At 68.4% G+C, this 17604-nt stretch carries 16 protein-coding genes; 6 read left to right on the plus strand and 10 right to left on the minus strand.

The window, feature by feature from the left end; all coding sequences use genetic code 11:
- The first annotated feature begins 514 nt into the window (after window positions 1–514).
- A complete protein-coding gene (locus tag FB455_RS26495; protein ID WP_145755170.1) occupies window positions 515–1072 on the plus strand; it encodes a hypothetical protein in 558 nt (185 codons plus the stop codon).
- Between the two features lie 456 nt (window positions 1073–1528).
- Here FB455_RS26495 and FB455_RS26500 read toward each other — a convergent pair whose 3' ends face one another.
- Genes FB455_RS26500 through FB455_RS26515 form a run of 4 tightly spaced genes read right to left on the minus strand, consistent with a single transcriptional unit; the run spans window position 1529 to window position 8617 of the window.
- On the minus strand, window positions 1529–2782 hold the full coding sequence (locus tag FB455_RS26500; RefSeq protein ID WP_145755171.1) for a Wadjet anti-phage system protein JetD domain-containing protein: 1254 nt from the start codon (window positions 2780–2782) through the stop codon (window positions 1529–1531).
- The gene (locus FB455_RS26505; RefSeq protein ID WP_486481577.1) at window positions 2779–6330 is read right to left on the minus strand and encodes an ATP-binding protein; all 3552 of its coding nucleotides are present in this window, start codon (window positions 6328–6330) and stop codon (window positions 2779–2781) included. The genes FB455_RS26500 and FB455_RS26505 overlap by 4 nt, the downstream gene beginning before the upstream one ends.
- Window positions 6327–7085 (minus strand): DUF4194 domain-containing protein, encoded by a 759-nt coding sequence (locus FB455_RS26510; RefSeq protein WP_145755173.1) that lies wholly within the window; start codon window positions 7083–7085, stop codon window positions 6327–6329. The genes FB455_RS26505 and FB455_RS26510 overlap by 4 nt, the downstream gene beginning before the upstream one ends.
- Entirely contained in the window at window positions 7082–8617 is a 1536-nt protein-coding gene (locus FB455_RS26515; RefSeq protein WP_145755174.1) for a DUF3375 domain-containing protein, read from the minus strand. Before FB455_RS26515 ends, FB455_RS26510 begins: the two co-directional genes overlap by 4 nt.
- A gap of 334 nt (window positions 8618–8951) precedes the next feature.
- On the opposite strand from FB455_RS26515, the gene FB455_RS26520 reads away from it, so the two are divergent.
- Together FB455_RS26520 and FB455_RS26525 are read left to right on the plus strand one after the other, a co-directional pair.
- Window positions 8952–10526 (plus strand): tyrosine-type recombinase/integrase, encoded by a 1575-nt coding sequence (locus tag FB455_RS26520; protein WP_486481578.1) that lies wholly within the window; start codon window positions 8952–8954, stop codon window positions 10524–10526.
- A gap of 127 nt (window positions 10527–10653) precedes the next feature.
- The gene (locus tag FB455_RS26525; protein ID WP_145755175.1) at window positions 10654–11064 is read left to right on the plus strand and encodes a hypothetical protein; all 411 of its coding nucleotides are present in this window, start codon (window positions 10654–10656) and stop codon (window positions 11062–11064) included.
- Between the two features lie 181 nt (window positions 11065–11245).
- On the opposite strand, the gene FB455_RS26530 is transcribed toward FB455_RS26525, so the two are convergent.
- A complete protein-coding gene (locus FB455_RS26530; RefSeq protein ID WP_145755176.1) occupies window positions 11246–11617 on the minus strand; it encodes a metalloregulator ArsR/SmtB family transcription factor in 372 nt (123 codons plus the stop codon).
- A 152-nt stretch (window positions 11618–11769) separates the two neighbouring features.
- Between FB455_RS26530 and FB455_RS34580 the strand changes: the two genes are divergently transcribed.
- Window positions 11770–11964, plus strand: a complete 195-nt coding sequence (locus FB455_RS34580; protein ID WP_486481594.1) for an FAD-dependent oxidoreductase — start codon at window positions 11770–11772, stop codon at window positions 11962–11964.
- Between the two features lie 626 nt (window positions 11965–12590).
- On the opposite strand, the gene FB455_RS26540 is transcribed toward FB455_RS34580, so the two are convergent.
- A complete protein-coding gene (locus FB455_RS26540) occupies window positions 12591–13166 on the minus strand; it encodes a bleomycin resistance protein (protein WP_186466438.1) in 576 nt (191 codons plus the stop codon).
- Window positions 13167–13180: 14 nt separating this feature from the next.
- Complete coding sequence (locus tag FB455_RS26545; protein WP_486481579.1) at window positions 13181–13585, minus strand: MerR family DNA-binding protein; 405 nt, start codon at window positions 13583–13585, stop codon at window positions 13181–13183.
- Between the two features lie 52 nt (window positions 13586–13637).
- Between FB455_RS26545 and merA the strand changes: the two genes are divergently transcribed.
- Both merA and FB455_RS26555 read left to right on the plus strand, forming a co-directional pair.
- Window positions 13638–15053, plus strand: a complete 1416-nt coding sequence (merA, locus tag FB455_RS26550) for a mercury(II) reductase (RefSeq protein WP_486481580.1) — start codon at window positions 13638–13640, stop codon at window positions 15051–15053.
- Window positions 15046–15309 (plus strand): hypothetical protein, encoded by a 264-nt coding sequence (locus FB455_RS26555; RefSeq protein WP_145755178.1) that lies wholly within the window; start codon window positions 15046–15048, stop codon window positions 15307–15309. The genes merA and FB455_RS26555 overlap by 8 nt, the downstream gene beginning before the upstream one ends.
- 435 nt (window positions 15310–15744) lie before the next feature.
- On the opposite strand, the gene FB455_RS26560 is transcribed toward FB455_RS26555, so the two are convergent.
- From FB455_RS26560 to FB455_RS26570, 3 genes are all read right to left on the minus strand, one after another.
- The gene (locus FB455_RS26560; RefSeq protein ID WP_145755179.1) at window positions 15745–16215 is read right to left on the minus strand and encodes an aspartate carbamoyltransferase; all 471 of its coding nucleotides are present in this window, start codon (window positions 16213–16215) and stop codon (window positions 15745–15747) included.
- A gap of 28 nt (window positions 16216–16243) precedes the next feature.
- Window positions 16244–16681, minus strand: coding sequence for a MarR family winged helix-turn-helix transcriptional regulator (locus FB455_RS26565; protein WP_145755180.1), 438 nt, complete (start codon window positions 16679–16681; stop codon window positions 16244–16246).
- Window positions 16682–16950: 269 nt separating this feature from the next.
- Window positions 16951–17562 (minus strand): TetR/AcrR family transcriptional regulator, encoded by a 612-nt coding sequence (locus FB455_RS26570; protein WP_145755181.1) that lies wholly within the window; start codon window positions 17560–17562, stop codon window positions 16951–16953.
- Window positions 17563–17604: the final 42 nt, after the last annotated feature.

A 17604-nucleotide genomic window follows, 5' to 3' on the forward strand; every position in this document is an offset into this window, starting at 1 on the left:
TGGTCAGACTGGCGGCGCCAGCATCAAGCCCGAGCCCGCCAAGCCCACTACACCCGACGCCTCAACCTCGAACTCCAGCCATGATCCCGAACGGCGGCTGCCGTATTAGACAAGTTCGCCAGCGAAGAATTCACTCCAGAGATCTATTGCCAGGCCAATCAGCTGGCGGATGAGCTTCTCAGTGGTGCTCCTCGCTACGAATCTCCGGCGACAGCGGTGAAGATCCTGAGCGGCAGCGACGAGGACGGTGTGCGCGTGGGGTGCTGGCGGGGTAGCCGGCACCCGCTGCAGATGTTCGCGGACGGCCTTCCCTTGTTCGCGTACGCCTCGTGTCAGTGTCGTCGGGGGTACCAGGTTCAGATGCTCGCCCTGGTCTACGCCGGGGTCAGGGCCGGCGCTGGCGCTGTTCGACGCGGGAGTCATGTGATGGCCCTGCCAGCTACCCGTGTGAGCGGGACTGCCGACACGGGCTTGGCGTACGGGTTCACCGACAGGGGTGTGCAGGTGGTCCTCGATGAGCGATGACCGCGAAGCCGAGGTCCTCATGTCGATCGCCCAACATGGCCGACGCCTAACTCGGTTGGCGGAGAGCCGCTGTGACAAGGACGGCCGCTTGTTGGGCGCCACCTACCAACTACCCGATGGCATCTGGATGTGGTCGGCGGGACATCGGCAGCCACCACAGGCGATACGTCACGAGGCCGCAGCCGCCAATCTCGACGCGTTAGAAGACTGTTCGACCGACGAAGAAGTACGGGCCTGCTACGGCGGTGCCATCGAAGCTCTGGCCTCCGCCACGAGACAGGCTGTCAGCCCTTCAGTGATGAAGATCGACCTAGATGGGGCCGGACGATGGTCGTTTGGAGGGACGCGGTCGTTCCCCATGTCGATGATCAGCGGTCCCGGCTTTGCCGTCAGCGAGGTATCGTGCGGCTGCCGACGCCAGTACTACCTGGACATCCGGGCCCTCGTCATGGCCTCCCTGGGGCACACGACAGTCGACGCGACGCCGGTCCACGTCGCGCCATTACCACCCGAGCTCGCCAGGCGGCAGAGCCAGCTCTTGCTATGATCGCGTTCATAGGCTCGAGCGTGCATCGCCGCCCCCGTGGGATGAGCACCACGGACTAACCCGAATTGGGGATAGTCGTGCGTGCTCTCGTTCCCGCGCTACTCGTAGTTTTCGTAGCAGTCGCACCAGTCGCAGCCTTTCTGACGATCGCTCTGGTTTCCCTGCGGGGTACCACTTCAGCTGATCGACCGAAGATCCTCCGCGAACTGGCCGCGATGCTCGCTTGGCGCAGCGGACAGGCGCCAACAGTTCGACAGCGTCGACGGGTCAACAGCCGCTAGCTGGGCAACACCGCGTCTCGGGACCGGAGTCTCTTGGCCTCTTCGCCTCTTGGCCTCCGGGTCGGCTGCGGCTGCCTGGGCCCGTACCGCTCGGGCAACGGCGCGCTCCAACTAGGGCGACCTGGGTCCTCCTGCCGGGAACGTTCAGCGGGAGGATCTGATCCGCCATCCTGCGTCACGGGAGTTGCGTGTCCTTGACGATCCGTCGTACGGCCGCCACAGCCACCTTGAGTGGGATTCGCTCCTGCTCAACGCGGCGGTAACGGGTCCAGTTCTCGGCGGTGAGACACCGGTAGAGGGCTTCCTCGGCGGTGGTGAGGAATGGGACTGGCCTGGGCGTCCGGGCCTGCAGGGGACGGTCACGGGCGTCGACGTTGGTGCCGTAGCGCTCCCATTCTTCGTAGGCGGGGAGACTCATGAACAGCGACGTGGCGGGGATGCCGACGGCGCGGAACTGGTCGAGGATCTCCAGGCCGTCGGCGTCCATGTCGCCCCAGTAGAGGACGTGCGGTGCGGTCGTCAGCCAGGGCAGCGCGGCGATCGCGGCGCCACCGCGGCCGACGCCCTCGACGCTGATGCCGCCGTCGAGGGCGGGGAAGTGGATGGCGGTGTCCTTGTTCTCGGAGATCACCACCACCCGTGGTTGGTACTCCGGTTGTGCCCGGTCGCCGATGGTGATCGAGTCGTGTCGGCGTCCGCCTGCGGCAAGGTGGACGGGGTCGAGATAGGTGAAGTGGACTCGGGGCGGGTGTGGTGGCAGCAGCCCCAGGTCGTCTTTGCCTGAGAGGCGGCGTACCAGACCCAACCGATGGTTGAGCCATTTGGCATGCAACCCCTCGATCGGCACCTGCCGGGGAGTGAGGCCGGCCGCGTCGTGTTCGGTGAACCACGCTCCGGCGCGGCGCAGCAGATCGAAGTCCACCTCGCTGAGCTCATCAACTGCGGCGACTGTCGCGGCGAGCAGTTGCGCTTGGACAAGGTGGGGGAAGCCGCTCGCGAGGAGGGCGCTGCGTTGGCGGCCTCGTCCCAGACGCTGCGGCCAATGCCCGCCACAGAGCCGTGCGGCGTGATCGACGTCGGTGACGACGAGGTGGGTGGGGAGTTCCTGGTCGGTGTTGTGGACTCGCCGGGAGCGTGTGCGCAGTGACGTGCCGTGCGTGGCGCTCCATGCTCGCCATGTGGCGGCCCAGGCCACCGGGAAGGCGAAGTCCTTTTCGAGGCTGGTTGAGAGGGGTTGTCCTAGCGGGAAGGCATGCGGCCAGGCCTTTGGTGGCTGGCCGGACTGTTGGGAAGGTACTGGTCTCGGGGGCAATGCTGTGTCGTGCGCTGCCGACAGCGACGCCACCGCATGAGGGTCTGCCAGGCAGCGCGCCCAGGTGTTGGCGAGCCGTCGCTCGATGTCGGTCAGGACCTGCTCAGGGGATTTCATCGGGCGGTTGACTCACCGTCTCGTAGGCGGTTGTCTGCCGTGGCGCTGGCACCGTTAATCGGGCTGCGCGCGATCGGGACGGCCGGTGAGCTGCTGGCCGCGTGCTGTCTGACGTCGCTGATTCGGGTCACGAAGGAGTAGTGGGTTGTCGTGTTCTTGGTGATAGCCAGTAGTTCGTCCATGTGTGGCTCGAGCGCTGTCACCTTGTCCAGCGGCGCGCCCACGATCAGCTGGAAGCCCAGGCCTCGCCACGCCTGCACGGCGCGGCCGGCGAACTCGGCATCGGACTTGACGAAACCTTCGTCGAGGAAGACCGGCGCGAACCGGGGGCGGGTCCGCAGTTCGTCGCCGAGACGGAATCGCAGTGCCGCGCCGACGATGAACGCCACCAGTTCCTGGCTCTCGCCTCCGCTCTTGCCCCCGAGCGAGGAGTGAGTGCTGAGCAGTTGCCCGGTGGTGTCGTACCGTTCGGCGGTGATCTCGACGTGGCGCCGCACGTCGAGCAGTCGGTCGCGGTCGCTGAGCTCGGCGATCGCGCGAGGGTCGTCCCGGCGGCGAAGGCGGCCCATGAACTGTTGCAGTTCGCGGAAGCGTTGCTCCGTCTGGTGTTCGGGTAGGTCTCGGGTGGCACCGGAGGACAGTGTCCGTAGCTCGCGACGGAACTGGACTACAGCGGTGGGGGTCAGGCGCCGAAGCTTGATGCGCAGCCGGTCGCGGTTGGCGCCGAACGGCAGACTGCGGAGGATGCCGTTGATCGGATCAAGGCGTTCCTCGATCTCGTCGACCGAGGACTCCATGGCCCCGGCGAGCGGGACCAGGTCCTCGCCACTCCACTTCATGAGACGCTGACGCCACTCTTCCCGGCGCTCGTGCAGACCGGTGGTGAGGATGGTGTCCAGGATCGCGGCGTAGTCAGAGTACGACGCGACGCCGCGGCCAAGATTTGGGTCATCGAACTTCACCTGGTAGGCGGTGAAGATCCGTTCGAGTTCGACCTCAGCGTTACGCGCCTGGCTGTCGGCCTTTCCCGCCTCGGTGGATAGGTTCTGCAGGAGCCGACCCAGGTGGGTCGGGAACTGATCGAGGTCATCGGGGTCTGCCGGGGCGACTGCCTCGATAAAGTGCCGATCGAGTGCGGCGGCCTGGGCGTCGGTCAAGACCACCCGCTGGTCGTGAATGATTCGCTGAAGCTTTCCGTCTACCGCGCTGTGCTGCTCATGCAACCAGGACGTCCTCTTGTCGAGGCCGGATTCCTCTTGTCTGAGCTGGTAGCGGACTTCGCGGGCTGCCTCCAACTGCTGGCCGAGGTGGTCGATGCGCCGTTGCAACGCCTGCAGTTGGTCGTCGGCGTCGAGAATTGTTTGACGTGCCCGGTCGAGACTGGTGATGCGCGCTACGACGCTGGCCACGTCGATGTCGTCCCAGATGGCTGCCCGGACCGCGTCGTAGGCGCTGCGGCGGGCGTCCAAGTCGCTGCGCTCGGCGTCGATCACGCCTCGCCTCTGGTCGATCTGGCCTAGCTCCTTTTCGATGTTGGCCAGTTCCTGGTCGATGTCGGCGAGGGCCTCCTCGTTGCTGAATCCGATGATGTTCGCCTGTTCGCGCCGGCCGTGCGTACCGCGCGTCCCGAAGCGGGTCTGGCCGGCCAGCGTCACCCGATAGCCGGGTCCTTTCAGCTCGTCCGAGCTTTCCACGCAGAGGGCGTTTCGGGCGGGCTCAGACACGTGTTGGCGCACCCACCCGGAGAACGGGGAGTCTTTGAAGATCAATTTCCCGGCGAGTCGGTCTGGGTTGCGCTCAGCGTGGCCGTCCTGGCCGTGCGCCACCCCTTCGAATGTCAATCGGCCGCGCAGGTGGAGCGGGTCGATCGCCGCGGAGAACTCCTCCAACCTGTCTTGAGGCACCAGCAGCAGCCGGGCGCTCGCCCCGAGGACCGTTTCCACCGCAGCCCGCCACCGCCGCTGGTCTGCGTCGATGTCGATCAGCTCAGCGAGGAACGGCAGCTCAGCCACATCGATGCGAGACGCCCGCGCGACGTCTTGGCGTAGGTCATCGAGATACTTCGGGACGCGTCCGGCCCGACCGGCCAGCGACGCACGATCCTCGGTCAGCTTCGTGCGGCGTTCAAGCAGCGGAAACTCGCGGTCCCGTAAGTGTTCGCGGCGGTCCCGTAGCGCCCCTGCGGCGTTCTCGTAGTCGCCGAGAAACGCCGCGGCCGTCTCTTGGAGGCGGGCGAAGGCGTCCCCATCGTCCAGTGGCACGCTCAGCTTGGTAGTGCGTTCGGCCAGTGCTGCCCGCCGTGCCAGTCGTTCATCGCGACGCTGGTTCTCCTGGATGGTCTGCTGGGCGAGACTCTCCAGTTCGCCACCGCCGGCCTCCCGATGAGCGGTGACCGTGACGGCCAGGTCATCCTCGAGTGAGGTGACGGACGACGATGCGCGGGCGAGTTCAGCGGCGTTGACCTCCTTTGCTCGCTGGGTGCCGGCAGTCGCCGTTTGCAGTAGCGCAGCCTCACGGTCAAGGCTCCACAGCACGATCGGGGTGTCGCCCGCCGCGGTGAGACCGAATGCCTCGATTTGCGCGGTTGTCGATCGTGCCGTCTCGAGGTCGGCGTGCTTCTGGGTGATCGGGCCGAGGATGTCGGCTTTCTGCTGCTCGGTCTGCATGGCAACGTAGGCGACTTCGAGGTCGTCGAAGTGGCTGATCGCTTGATCGGCCGCGTCGTACGTCGCTGGCCGCTCTAGGACCATCTCCTTGTAGAGCTCGTCGACAGTGCGGATCTGATGGCCGGACTGGATCCGCACCAGCAGTCGCAGGGCCTTCGCGCCGTCGCCGTTCGCGCCGATGCCCAGCCGTGTGTGCAGGCGGGCGGCGAAGGAGGCGTAGCTGTCGTGTGTCACCAGGCCGGGGAAAGCCGTCTTGAGGGACTTCGGCGCGAACAGTGAGGTGGCGTGCTCGGCGAGGTCTGCCAGGTCGAGGTAGCCCTCGTAGGTGGCCATCCGCATGGTGATGTCTGTGGCCTGAGTCGCGCGCGAGGAGACGTGGTAGATCCGTAGCGCGGTGAAGCGGCGGGCGTGGTCGTCGATGAATGTCATGGCCACCGCGCCCCAGGTGGGTCGGCCGTCGCCGCGGAGCACCTTGGGCCGTTCTCGGCCGTGGTCGTCGGCGGTGGTGTCGGTCTGGCCTCGTAGGTAGGAGAGCAGGTTGCGTTGCTCGGCGCTGCGGGCGCGGCCGGCGACGGCGTCGTTGGACGCGCCGTTGAAGGATGTGTCTGACGGCATCATCAGGGCGATGTACGCGTCGAGCAGGGTGCTCTTTCCTGTGCCGGACGCCCCGGAAATCAGCGTCGCGCCGGTGTGGAAGTCGAAGCGTACCCGGCCTTCGAATCCTCCCCAGTTCACCAGTTGGAACGCCTCGGCCTTCCACTGCAGTGTGCCGTCGGTGGCTCCGGCGACGTAGAACAGTGGAGTTGGTGATGACGTGGTGGCGGGCGGTGAGAGCACGGCGATGGGCAGCAGAGCGGGTTGGACCTCGTCGCCGATCGTCACGGTGCCTCCTCGTCGCTGATGGCGGCGTCGGTAGCGTCCGGATCGCCGCCGGCGACGGGGCCGGTGGCAGATTGGTCGCTGGCTTCGCCTTGGTGGGGTGCCTTGAGCCATCGCAGCAGGTCTTGCAGGCGTTCCAGGGGCAGCACGACGTCGATGGCGGGGCTCACCTCGAACCGCTCGGCGGTGCTGGCGCCGATCAGCAGTCCGGCTCGGAGGAGACTTTCGATGGCCTTGACGGCGCGTCGGCCATCGGCGGCGTGATCGGTGGCATGTGCCGGGCGGAGCGAGACGATGTGCTCGAGGATGTCCTGCCGATCGACGTAGGTGCGGGAGGTTCCGGCGACTTCTTCCGAGCGGCTGCGGGTGCGCAGGTACACCAGCAGGATGGTCTCCTCGCGGCTCCACGCGGTGTCATGGAGCAAGGTGGGAAACTTGCCGCCGCCTTCGGGGACTGCCGGGCGTTTGTAGGCAACCTCGCGCTCGGCGTCCAGGTGGAGATTGAGGAACAGGTCGTTGAGCCGAGAGCGGAACAGCCGTGGGTTCGCCGTGAGCGTCTTCCATTCCTTGGGGTGGCTCTGCGCGGTGATGAACCGCTGCTTGAGCAGAGCGACCAGCACGCGGCGTTGCGGCAGCTCGAGTCCGCCTTCATCGCCTTCGAAGAGTGAAACGCTGCTGGTCAACTCCCGCTCCGAGTCGTCCCAGCCGAGGGCGATGTCCGCGGCGGCACCGGTCGAGGATGTCTCGTCGACGCTCATGCCGGCTCCGATCTGGGCGCGCGGCCCGGGGGTTCTCCTGCACACGTGACAGGCGAATCTGGGCTCCGCCGGCCTGGTGTTATCACTGGGACCGCGAAGTCGCGTCGGGTGCTGTCCGGGCGCACCGTGCGGTACACCTCGGTGTGCTCCTCGTCGTGAACGAAGTCGTCCATGTTCGTGGTCAGGTGAAGCAGACCGAAGATCTCGACGGGCCGGCGTAGCGGTGCGTCCAGCGCGTCGAACAGCCGCCCCAGGGACGCCAGGGGCTCGTCCGAGGCGAGGGCGTCCTGAACGGCGGCGCGGAGTTGGTCAAGTGACGGGCCACCCTGGGCCAGCAGGTCCGCCAGGGTGAGCTCGTCGGGGCGTTGCGTGGTGACGTCCCGCAGTGGCGGTGGCCCCGCGTCGTCGTCCGGGTTGTGGAAACGTTCGCGCAGGTGGTGCACGTCTAAGCGGGCGGGGAGCAGCGGCAGCGCGACGGTCGTACGTGGCCCGGCTGAGGTCATCCATCGGGCGAGTTCGCCGTCGAGTTGGCGCAGGGTGTTGTCCAGCTCGCGGTCTCGGACGGTGTTGTGGGTCTGGATGTACTCGCGCAGCGTCGCGGTGACGCGGTTGCGTTGGGCGAGCACCGCGTCGATGCCGCGCCGGATCAGCCCGACAGTGCCGCGCAGATCGCGGCGGTCGACGTCGTTGAGGATGTCCTCAGCCATGGGATGACTCAGCAGCGCCGAGAGGTCTTCGCGCAGTTGCAGGAGCAACTCGTCGTCTCGGAGCAGGGTGAAGGCGCCCTCGAATGCTCGGCCTTCGGCGGTGGCGGTCATCAGCGAGTCGGTGTGCCGCAGGTAGTCGTCGATCACCTCGCCGGCGTGGCGGTCTTCTGCGCGAAACGAGGCCAGGATCTGCGTGCGCAGGGCGGTGAACGCCTCCTGTACGCGGGCGAAGTCGCTCGGTAGCGCTGCCACCAGCTGGAGCAGTTCGCCGTATCCCTCGAGCATGTAGTCGGCTGACACGTGCGGCAGGTCGGCGCCTTCGAGGAGGCGGTCACGCTCGCGGGTCAGCCGGGCGATCTCGCTGTTGAGGATGTCCACCCGGGCGCCGCGGTCCGGGTTGACCTCGGTGTTGAACCGCCGCACCGCGTTGACGATCGTGGCGATCCGGTGCTCACTGAGGCTGGCGCGTTCCCTGGTCAGGTTCGTGACGAGGTTGAGGGCGTCCTGGGCGTGACTGGTCAGCGTGTAGACCTCGGCGCCATCGTCTTCGACGCTGCGGACAAGCCACTGCCCCCGCATCCACCGCATGCACAGATCACGGCCCGTGCCGGATGGGAGATCGGTGAAGCCCGCGATCCGCAATTGATCAAGGTAGGTGTCGACCTGCGCGTGGAGTCGGGCGGTGGAGATGGTGCGGTTGTCCCGAGTGAACGCGCTGCGCAGCATCGCGATCACCACTTTCGCGTGGCCTCTGTACAGAAGTGTGAGGGTCGGCTGGTCGAACGCCCCAGCGACGCGGGCGAGCTCGCCGACGATGTCGCTCACCGGGCGCGGTCCGCTCTCGATGTCGGCCGGCAGGTAGGCCGTCGCGGTCTACGGTGTGGCCCAGCCAGGTAGGACGGCGACCTGGCGACGCACCGCACAGCGGTAAACGTCGTGGCTCGCCCGCAGTCGCATCTCATGCAGCATCCCATCGGCGCGCTGTTGATTCGCACCCGATGATGCCAGCCGCTTCCAACAATTATCGGAGTCGTACAATCGTTCTAAAATTGTTTCCGTCCGACCAGTCCATGATCAGCTTTTCCTGAGCCGTGACGCTTGCCTGAGCGTTTACGCAAACTGCGATTCCGAGATCCCCCGACCATCAACGGACGCGGGCATGTTTCACCTCATTCCATTCTTACTCGACGGATGCCGAATATTTCGGGTTGAAGCCCTCAATCGCTCCCTGCGGTTTCGCGACGATGAGCCCCTGACCAGATCAGAGGGGGAGATCATGAACAGTCAGGGTGTCGTCGTGAAGCGGTGCCGGTGTGTGAACCCGGAGACGGGCCGGCGGCGCGGTGCGTCCTGTCCGCAGCTGACGCAGCGCGCTCACGGCAGCTGGTACTTCCACTGCTCAACCCGAAATCTGCTCGGGCAGACCGAGCGGATCCGCCGGGGTGGCTATGCGTCGGAGGCGGCGGCGCGCACGGCGCGTGACGAGTTGCTGGCGTTGTCCCGGGAGGAGCAGGCCGGCCGGTCCTGGACGGTCACCCGCTGGTTGCGGTACTGGCTGTCGACGAGGACCCGGATCCGGCCGACGACGCGAATGCACTACAGCCACGATGTCGAGCGGTTCCTGATCCCGCACATCGGCCAGCTGATCCTCGGTGACCTGAGCTCACGGCAGCTCGCCGCGGCGTTCGCCCAGATCGCGACCACCCGCAACCGGTCTGGGCAACTGCAGAGCGCCTGCACGTTGCAGCACATCCACACGACGCTGCGGGCGGCGCTGACCGGCGCTGTCCGCGAGGGCCTGCTCGTTACCAATCCGGCCCGCCACCTGGAGCTACCCGCGCGCCCCCGCCCCCAGGCCCAGGTGTGGACCGAGGCCCGCGTCGCCGAATGGAGGGCCACCGGTGAGCGGCCCACCGTCGCGGTGTGGACACCCACACAGCTCGCCGCTTTCCTGGACTATGTCCGCGACGACGGCCTGTTCGCCCTGTGGTGGCTGATCGCCCTGCGGGGTCTGCGCCGCGGTGAGGCCGCCGGCCTGCGGTGGAGCGAGGTCGACCTGCACGCGGGCCAGGTGTCGGTGGTGCGGCAGCGCACCACCGCCGGCTACGACGTGCACGAGGGGCCACCGAAGTCCGCGACCAGCCGCCGCAGCGTGGCCTTGGACCAGCACACGGTGCGGGTGTTGCGTCAGCACCACGAGCGGCAAACCCAGCGGCGCGACCTGCGGGCCACGGCCGGGAAGGTGTGGCATGACAGCGGTTACGTGTTCACCGGACCCGACGGGATGCCGATCCACCCGGGCTACCTCACCCAACGGCTGCGGTTGCTGGTCGACCGGGCTGGGCTGCCGCCGATCCGGCTGCACGACCTGCGCCACGGGGCGGCGACCCTGGCGCGGGAGGCCGGCGCCGACCTCAAAGCGGTGCAGGACCAGCTCGGGCACGCCACCATCCAACTGACCGCCGACATCTACACCAGCGTCCTGCCCGAGTCTCAGCGCGAGGCCGCGGAAGCCACCGCGCGTCTGGTTCTTGACGCTGCCAAACCTGGCGAGGAGATTCGGCGCCAGCTCAGCCACCATCCGAAGCCAGCGCAGGAACGCACTGCCGAGGCGCGGCCGACGGCGGCACCTGCCTGCCGCCCTCGGTGGAAGCCGTCCTCGGCCACAGGAGGCGCCAAGCTTCGGTCCTCGGCAGGCCGGCGGCGGCCCGGACGGGCGCGCGAATCGAGCTGACACGTGTCATCGGTGCAGTTCCGGGCGGCGTGGCGACAGGCGTGCAGCGCCGTCACCTGCCGCCCGGAGTCCGTTGGCGGTCGTCGCGGGGAAGGGTGCCTGTGGCGGCGCGTCGTAGCATCGGCGCATGCCGACGAAGGACCAGCAGGTGAAGCATGTGGTCGAGGGGATGGCGCTAGGTGTGCTCGCGCAGGGCGTGGAAGCGGTGTCCAGCGCCAAACTGAATCTGGAGCTTGGGTTCAACCACGCCTGGCGCAGGTGGGCACCGGCGACACAGTTTCCGAGTCTCGCTGGCCCCCGGAGCGATCCGGGGAATCTGTTCTGGATCGGCCTGAACAAGTCCGAAGGGCGCCAGGGCACCCGCGCGGCGTGGCGCAGCGGGCGGTGGTGCGAGCCGTACATCACCTACGAGGACTGGACCGTTGACGAGTGTCTTGAGTTGCACGCTGATGAACGGGCTTCTGTCCAGGACTGGCAGGACCTCGGCCGGCTCTTCGTTTCGCGGTTCGAGCCGGAGGAGGTCCGCCGCGTGTCGTGACACAGCGGGCGGCGCCTGCGGTGGGAGGCCGTTGTTCGGTCGAGGCTGCGGTAGCCGGTGACAGCCGCAGGGCTTGCGCTCTCGATGTGCACATGCGGTGAATGCCCAGCCGTGGGTCGATGACGGTGCGTCGGGTTCAGGCCGGTCAACCCGACGTGGTCGCCGTCTTCGACGGCGACGTTCAGCGGGTCTTCTTCGTCGCCCGTTTGCGGGGCGGCGTCAGCAGCTCCGCGATCCCGGCGATCGCGGACGGCATCAGCCGGTAGTACGCCCAGACTCCGCGCTTGTCGCGCTCGAGCAGGCCGGCCTCGGTGAGGATCCGCAGGTGATGACTCACCGTCGGCTGGGAGAGCCCGAGCGGCGCGGTGAGGTCGCTGACGGACGCCTCGCCCTCGGGAGACGACTGAATCAGGCTGAGCAGTCGTAGCCGAGCCGGATCGGCGAATGCCTTCAGCACTCCCGCAAGCCGCTCGGCATCGGCACGCTTGATCGGCTCGCCCGCAAGAGGCGAGATGGCAGGCATCATCGTTTCCACAGTTCCCACGCCCTGCATCGTTGCAGCAACACCCCGGCTAGAGCCGTGTAACGAGGCCTTGATCACGGTGAGGTTCTCGGGTGGGGGACTCCCCACATCCGTTCGGGTCGTCTCGGCATGATGACCTGCGTAGCGGAGGAGGTGTTGGGGTGCCCGAATCGTGTGATGTGGTGGTCGTCGGGGGTGGGCAGGCGGGCCTGGCGGCGGGCTACTACCTGCGCCGTGCTGGCCTGGATTACGTCATCCTCGACGCCCAGTCGCAGCCGGGTGGCGCATGGCGGCATGGCTGGAAATCGTTGCGGTGGTTCTCCCCGGCGCCGTACAGCCCCCTGCTGGGGTGGGGGGATGCCAGGCCAGGACGGTGAGGAGTTCCCGAGCGTCGGGCACGTCGTGGATTACCTGCGAACCTACGAGCAGCGCTACGACCTCGCGGTGCGTCGCCCGGTCCGGTTGCGGGAGGTGCGTGCGGCGGGTGCACACGGACTCGGGATCGTGGTCCGACCCGGTACGTCATCTTGATCTCCGCGACCGGGACGTGGCAGTGCCACTACTGCCAGACGTCCCGGGTCGGGAGGAGTTCGGTGGCCGGTAGTTGCATATCGTGGACTACACCTCGCCGCTGGAGTTCCCCGGGCAGCGGGTCGTCATCGTCGGCGCAGGCAACTCCGGGGCGCAGATCCTGGTCACGTCGACGAACTGCGCGAGCGGATCCGCGACTTCCCACCGATCACGCCCACGCGGCTGTCGACCTGACGATTCCCCGATCGGGCCACGCATCGGCCCGCAACTATCGACGAAGGAGCCGGCGACATGCCCCACCCTAGACGTCCTTGCCCTGCGTCAGCCGTGCCGGACACCGACGCACCCGGTGCCGATCATCGCCACGGTCGTGCACGCCCGGACGCTGCTGCACCCGGCCGTCCCGCAGCCCACTGGCGCCGGCGAACCGAGCCAGCCTTCGGTGCCGTCAGCGATCTTCAAGAAACGAGGGTCAGTCGATGGGGCTGCCGAATCTGAGCCGGTTGCCGTCGGGGTCGGTCAGGACGAATTCGCGTAGGCCGTAGTCGTGCTCGGCGATGGGGCCGACTGCGGCGGTGTCACCGTCGCGTAGTTGTTTCCACAGCTTCGCTGCGTCGGCGACGTGGACGAAGCATTGGCCGGGCGACGGACTGGCTTCGTGGGTGAAGTGCAGCTCGACCCCGCTGTTGTGCAACAGCAGGTAGCCCTCGTGCCGCTCGGTCTCGTGGAAGCCAGCGGCGGTGTAGAACGCGGCGGTGCGGTCCAGATCGGCGCTGGGCAGGATCGGGATGGCCGCCCGGGCCGATCCGGGCGTGGTGCGGGTGCCGGTGAGCCGGCGCGCCAGCGCGCCCAGCGGGGTGAACCGCAGCTGCCGCAGCGCCGCCACCGGGCCGGCTCGACGCGCGGCCCAGAGGGCGCAGCCGACGCAGATGAACACGCCCGGGGTGGAGCCGAGCTCGACAATTTCGCTCTTGGGGAGTTGGCGGCCGCAGCAGCCGCAGTGTTCGTGGTCGGATGTTCGGGCGCTCTCGGCGGCGGCGGTCGTCACGGAGGTCTCCTCGGTTACAGGTAGCGGCAGACCTGCTCGGGGCCGCAGGTGTCGGGGTCGCCGCTGCGGGCGTCGTCGTGCAGCTGCGTGACGGTGGCGCGTAGCTCCTGCAGGTCGGCGATCTGGGCGTCAAGAGCAGCCAGGCGGGTGGCGAGCAGGTCCTCGACGTGCCGGCACGGCGTGCGGCCCTGGTCACGCACGTCGAGGACCTCGCGGATCTGCGCCAGGGTCAGGCCGGCGGCACGACCACGGCGGATGAAGTTCAGTCGGTCGATCGCGTTCTGGCCGTACTGGCGGTACCCGGTGGCGGTGCGGCCCTCGGGCTGTAGCAGGCCGGCGTCCTCGTAGAAGCGCAGCGTCTTGGTGGTCGTGCCGGTGGCGGCCGCCAGCTCACCGATGCGCACCCCGGTCACCTCCACGCCTTGACCTTCCCCTGCACTGGAAGGTTCAGTCTGATCCTCGTACGGCCCGATGACCAGTGAGAGGCAGCACATGGACGAGAACTACGACGTTGATCTGGCGGTGGTCGGCTCCGGTGGGGCGGCGATGGCGGCCGCGATCGCCGCGCGGCAGGCCGGCGGCAGTGTGATGCTGGTCGAGCGAGCCGTGCTGGGCGGCACCTGCGTGAACATCGGCTGCGTGCCGTCGAAGACGCTGCTGGCGGCGGCCGGCACCCGGCACGTCGCAGCGGCCAACCCGTTCCTGGGGGCGCCAACCTCGGCTGCAGCTGTGGATCTGGCGGCGCTGGTCGAGCAGAAAGACGAACTGGTCGATCAGCTGCGGCAGGCCAAGTACGCCGATGTCGCCGCCGCCTACGGCTTCGAGATCCGCCCCGGCCAAGCGAGGTTCGCCGACGGGGAGACCCTCGCCGTCGACGGGCAACCGCTGCGCGCAGGCGCCTACGTCATCGCCACCGGCGCCGAACCCGACCTCCCCGAGCTGCCCGGCCTCGACGAGGTGCAGTACCTGACCTCCACCACCGCGGTCGAGCAGCAGATGCTGCCGGAATCGCTGGTGGTCATCGGTGGCGGGTACATCGGCATGGAGCAGGCGCAGCTGTTCGCCCACCTCGGCACCCAGGTCACGGTGGTGGGCCGGTTGGCGCCGCGGGCCGAGCCGGAACTCGCCGCAGCCCTGGCAGAGGTGTTCGCCGGCGACGGGATCACCGTGCTGCAGGAGCACGCCACCGCGGTGCGGGCCGTCGACGGCGGGCACGCGGTGGAGGTCGTCACCGGGTCCGGGCGGCGGGTCCGTGGGCAGCGGCTGCTGGTGGCCACCGGTCGCCGGGCCCGCACCGACGGCCTCGGCCTGGCCGCCGCCGGGGTGGAGACCGACGAACGCGGGTTCGTCGTGGTCGATGAGGCGCAGCGCACCGCCAACCCGCGCATCTTCGCGGCCGGGGATGTCACCGGCGCCCCGCAGTACGTCTACGTCGGGGCCGCCACCGGGCGGGTCGCGGCGGTCAATGCCCTCGCCGGCGACGGCGCGCGCCCGGCCCGGGTGGACTACACCGGGTTGCCGTCGGTGGTGTTCACGCGCCCGCAGCTGGCCTCGGCCGGGCTGACCGAGGCCGAGGCTCTCGCGGCCGGGCACGACTGCGACTGTCGGGTCCTCGACCTGGCGGACGTGCCGCGGGCGCTGGTCAACCGCGACACCCACGGCGCGGTCAAACTCGTCGCCGACGCCGGCACCGGCCGGGTCCTCGGCGTGCACGCGCTGGCCGACGGTGCCGGGGAGATGATGCTCGCCGCGACCTACGCCATCAAGGCCGCGATGACCGTCGACGACCTCGCCGATACCTGGGCGCCGTATCTGACCATGGCCGAGAGCCTGCGGATCGTCGCCGGGACGTTCCGCAACGAGCTGCCGACCTCCTGCTGTGCCTGACAACAGGCGCGGCGGCCGCGGTGTGCTGTGGGCGGTTGGCGCGCTCGCGACGTGCTGCACCGTACATCTCCTGCTGCTCACCGGCGGACTCGCCGGTGCCGGTGCTGCCCTCGCGGGTGTGGTCGCCGGTAACGCGGTGTTCGCCGCCGCAGCCGGCGGGGTCCTCGCCACGCTCGCCGGTGTGGTCCTCGCCCGGCGTCGCGCCGCACAGACCGCCGAAGCACCACCGACATCGACCGGCAGGAGTGAACTGTGACCAGCAGCGGTAACGACGGCGACCTTGCCACGCACGGTGCTGGCGCGGGCCGGGCTGTCCGCCGACAATTTGCTCGCCCGCCGGGCCGCGCTGCCCGCACCATTGCGGGACCTGCACCGGCTGGCGCTGGCCCGCTTCGCCGCCACCGGCATGGCCCCGGCCGCGGCCGAACTGGCCGCCTGGGCCCGCGCGCACGGCAGGGACCTGCGGCGCGCCCCGGTGTCCGGTGATGGTCGTCGCGGCGTTAGGTGCGGCGAGCGCGCGCAGACGTCGACGCGTGGATGTCGGCTTCGCGGAGACCCTCCGCCGTCGTTGCCGGGGCCACGTGGTGGTCGAGCCGCCACGCAGCGACTCAGCTGAATCAGCTGCGGCTGTTCGCCGGAGCAGCGCTGGTTGATCAGGTTGGCTGGTCCGGGCGGCTACGTTGGATGGGGCTCAGCGGGTGGCGTGCTCACCGTGGTCGCTAACTTGCGCGTCGAACCAGTGGTGCAGAGCGTTGCGGAGTTCGGTGTCACTGGTGGTGTAGGTGACGCGTCCCCCGCCGGGGGTGGTTTCGTAGTCAATGGTGATGCGTCCGCCGTGTGTTCGTAGCGCTTGCAGGCCGGGCATCTGGTTGCCGTGGATAGCGGCCGGATCGGTGAAGTCGCCGCGGCGGAAGCGGGTGGTCTCTGCGTTCAGGTGCTGCTGGATGAGGGCGACCTGGTTGGCGTTCTGCGGGTCGTCGGCGGTCACGGTTTGGACGCCGCCGCTACCGCTTCTGGTGAACTGGTGCGTGGTGCGTTCCAGGTCGAACGGCATGACTGATGCGCCCCGTTCGGCCACCTCGGCCTGTCGGCTGGACGTTACCGGTGTCGGCGTCGAGTCGTTGGCGCATCCGCTGCTCAGCATGATGGTGGCGGCGACCATGAGCAGGGTCCGGGTTCGGGGATGGCGGTCAGGGCGGTTCATTGGCGGCCTCCGCGAGGGTTTGCAGGGCGCGCACCACGGTGGCGTGTTGGTCGTCGGGTACGCGAGCGAGCAGAGTGGTGAGCCGGTGCCGGCGGGCGTCGGCCTGCCGTGCAGCGGCGGTGGTTCCGGCTTCGGTGAGGAGTAGCACGACGCCGCGGCCGTCGTTGTCGGCCGTCTCGCGTTGTACCCAACCCCGGTTGACCAGGTTGGTGACCAGGCGGCTGACAGTGCTTTTCTGCAGCCGCAGCCGGTGGGCCAGTTCCGTCTGACGGATGCCTGTCTGGCGGGCGATTTCCACCATGGCGTGCGCCTCGGAGACCGGCAGTGGCTGTCCGCATGGCGTGCGGTCGGGCTGATGGAGGCCGAAGTTGCGGATGAAACGCATCAGGGCTTCCTGCGCCGCGTCCACTTCTTCACCCCGCATGGTTCGACGATACAACCAGTTGGTTCGATGACACAACCACTTCACCGCTTGGGTGGGGCGGCGAGAAGGTGACAGTGACGGCTGGGAAGAGCGCCGGCCAGCAGCAGGCGCGACAGCGTCCCGGCGAGGCCCCGGCGACGGCGGTAGCGCGGCAGTCCATGCGGACTGCTACACCGGAGGCAGGAACATCATCCCTGGCGCTCTGATCGGCGCGGCGTCGGTGCGGACGAGCACGCCGGCCGCGAAGCCCAACAGCAGCGGCGGCCGACTCATCGGTCGGCCGGCAGCCCACCGCGGGCCGGCGGGAGCACGCAGACGGCCAGGGCCATCTCGGCAACGACACGCGGCGCGTCCGCCGGATCGAGTCGTCCTGCTGCGACGTCACCTGCCGCCCCGTGCACGATGTGATGCAGGACGCTGGACAGCAGGTCGGCGGCGATGTCGGCCCGGAACACGCCTTCGGCCTGACCGCGACGGATCAGGCCATGAACGCGTTGCTCCGGTTTCGCGTGCAGCTCCTGCACCCGCCCTGGGGACAGGGCCTGCTCCGCGGCTTGCAGGACCGACGACGCCTGGGCGATCAGCAGCCATCCGGACTCCATGAGCGCCCGCAGCCCATCGCGGGGATCACCACCGAGATCAACGGTTTCCAACACCTCGTCGCCTCGGGCCAACAGTCGGACCAATGCCGCCTCGACGAGCGCCTCCCGGGACGGGAAGTGGCCATACAGGGTCACCCTGCCGACCCCCGCCTCCTGAGCGATGTCGTTCATGCTCGCCTGCGGGTTGCGCCCCAGGCAGCCGACGGCCGCTTGCACGATCTTCTCGGCGTTCTGCCGTGCGTCCGCCCGACGGGCCGGCGTGGTGTCGGAGCGGGGCATGCGACGTCCTTAAGTCAAACAGTGTGTGTATGAGTTACAGTA

It is taken from the genome of Micromonospora sp. CNZ296 (genome assembly GCF_007827635.1).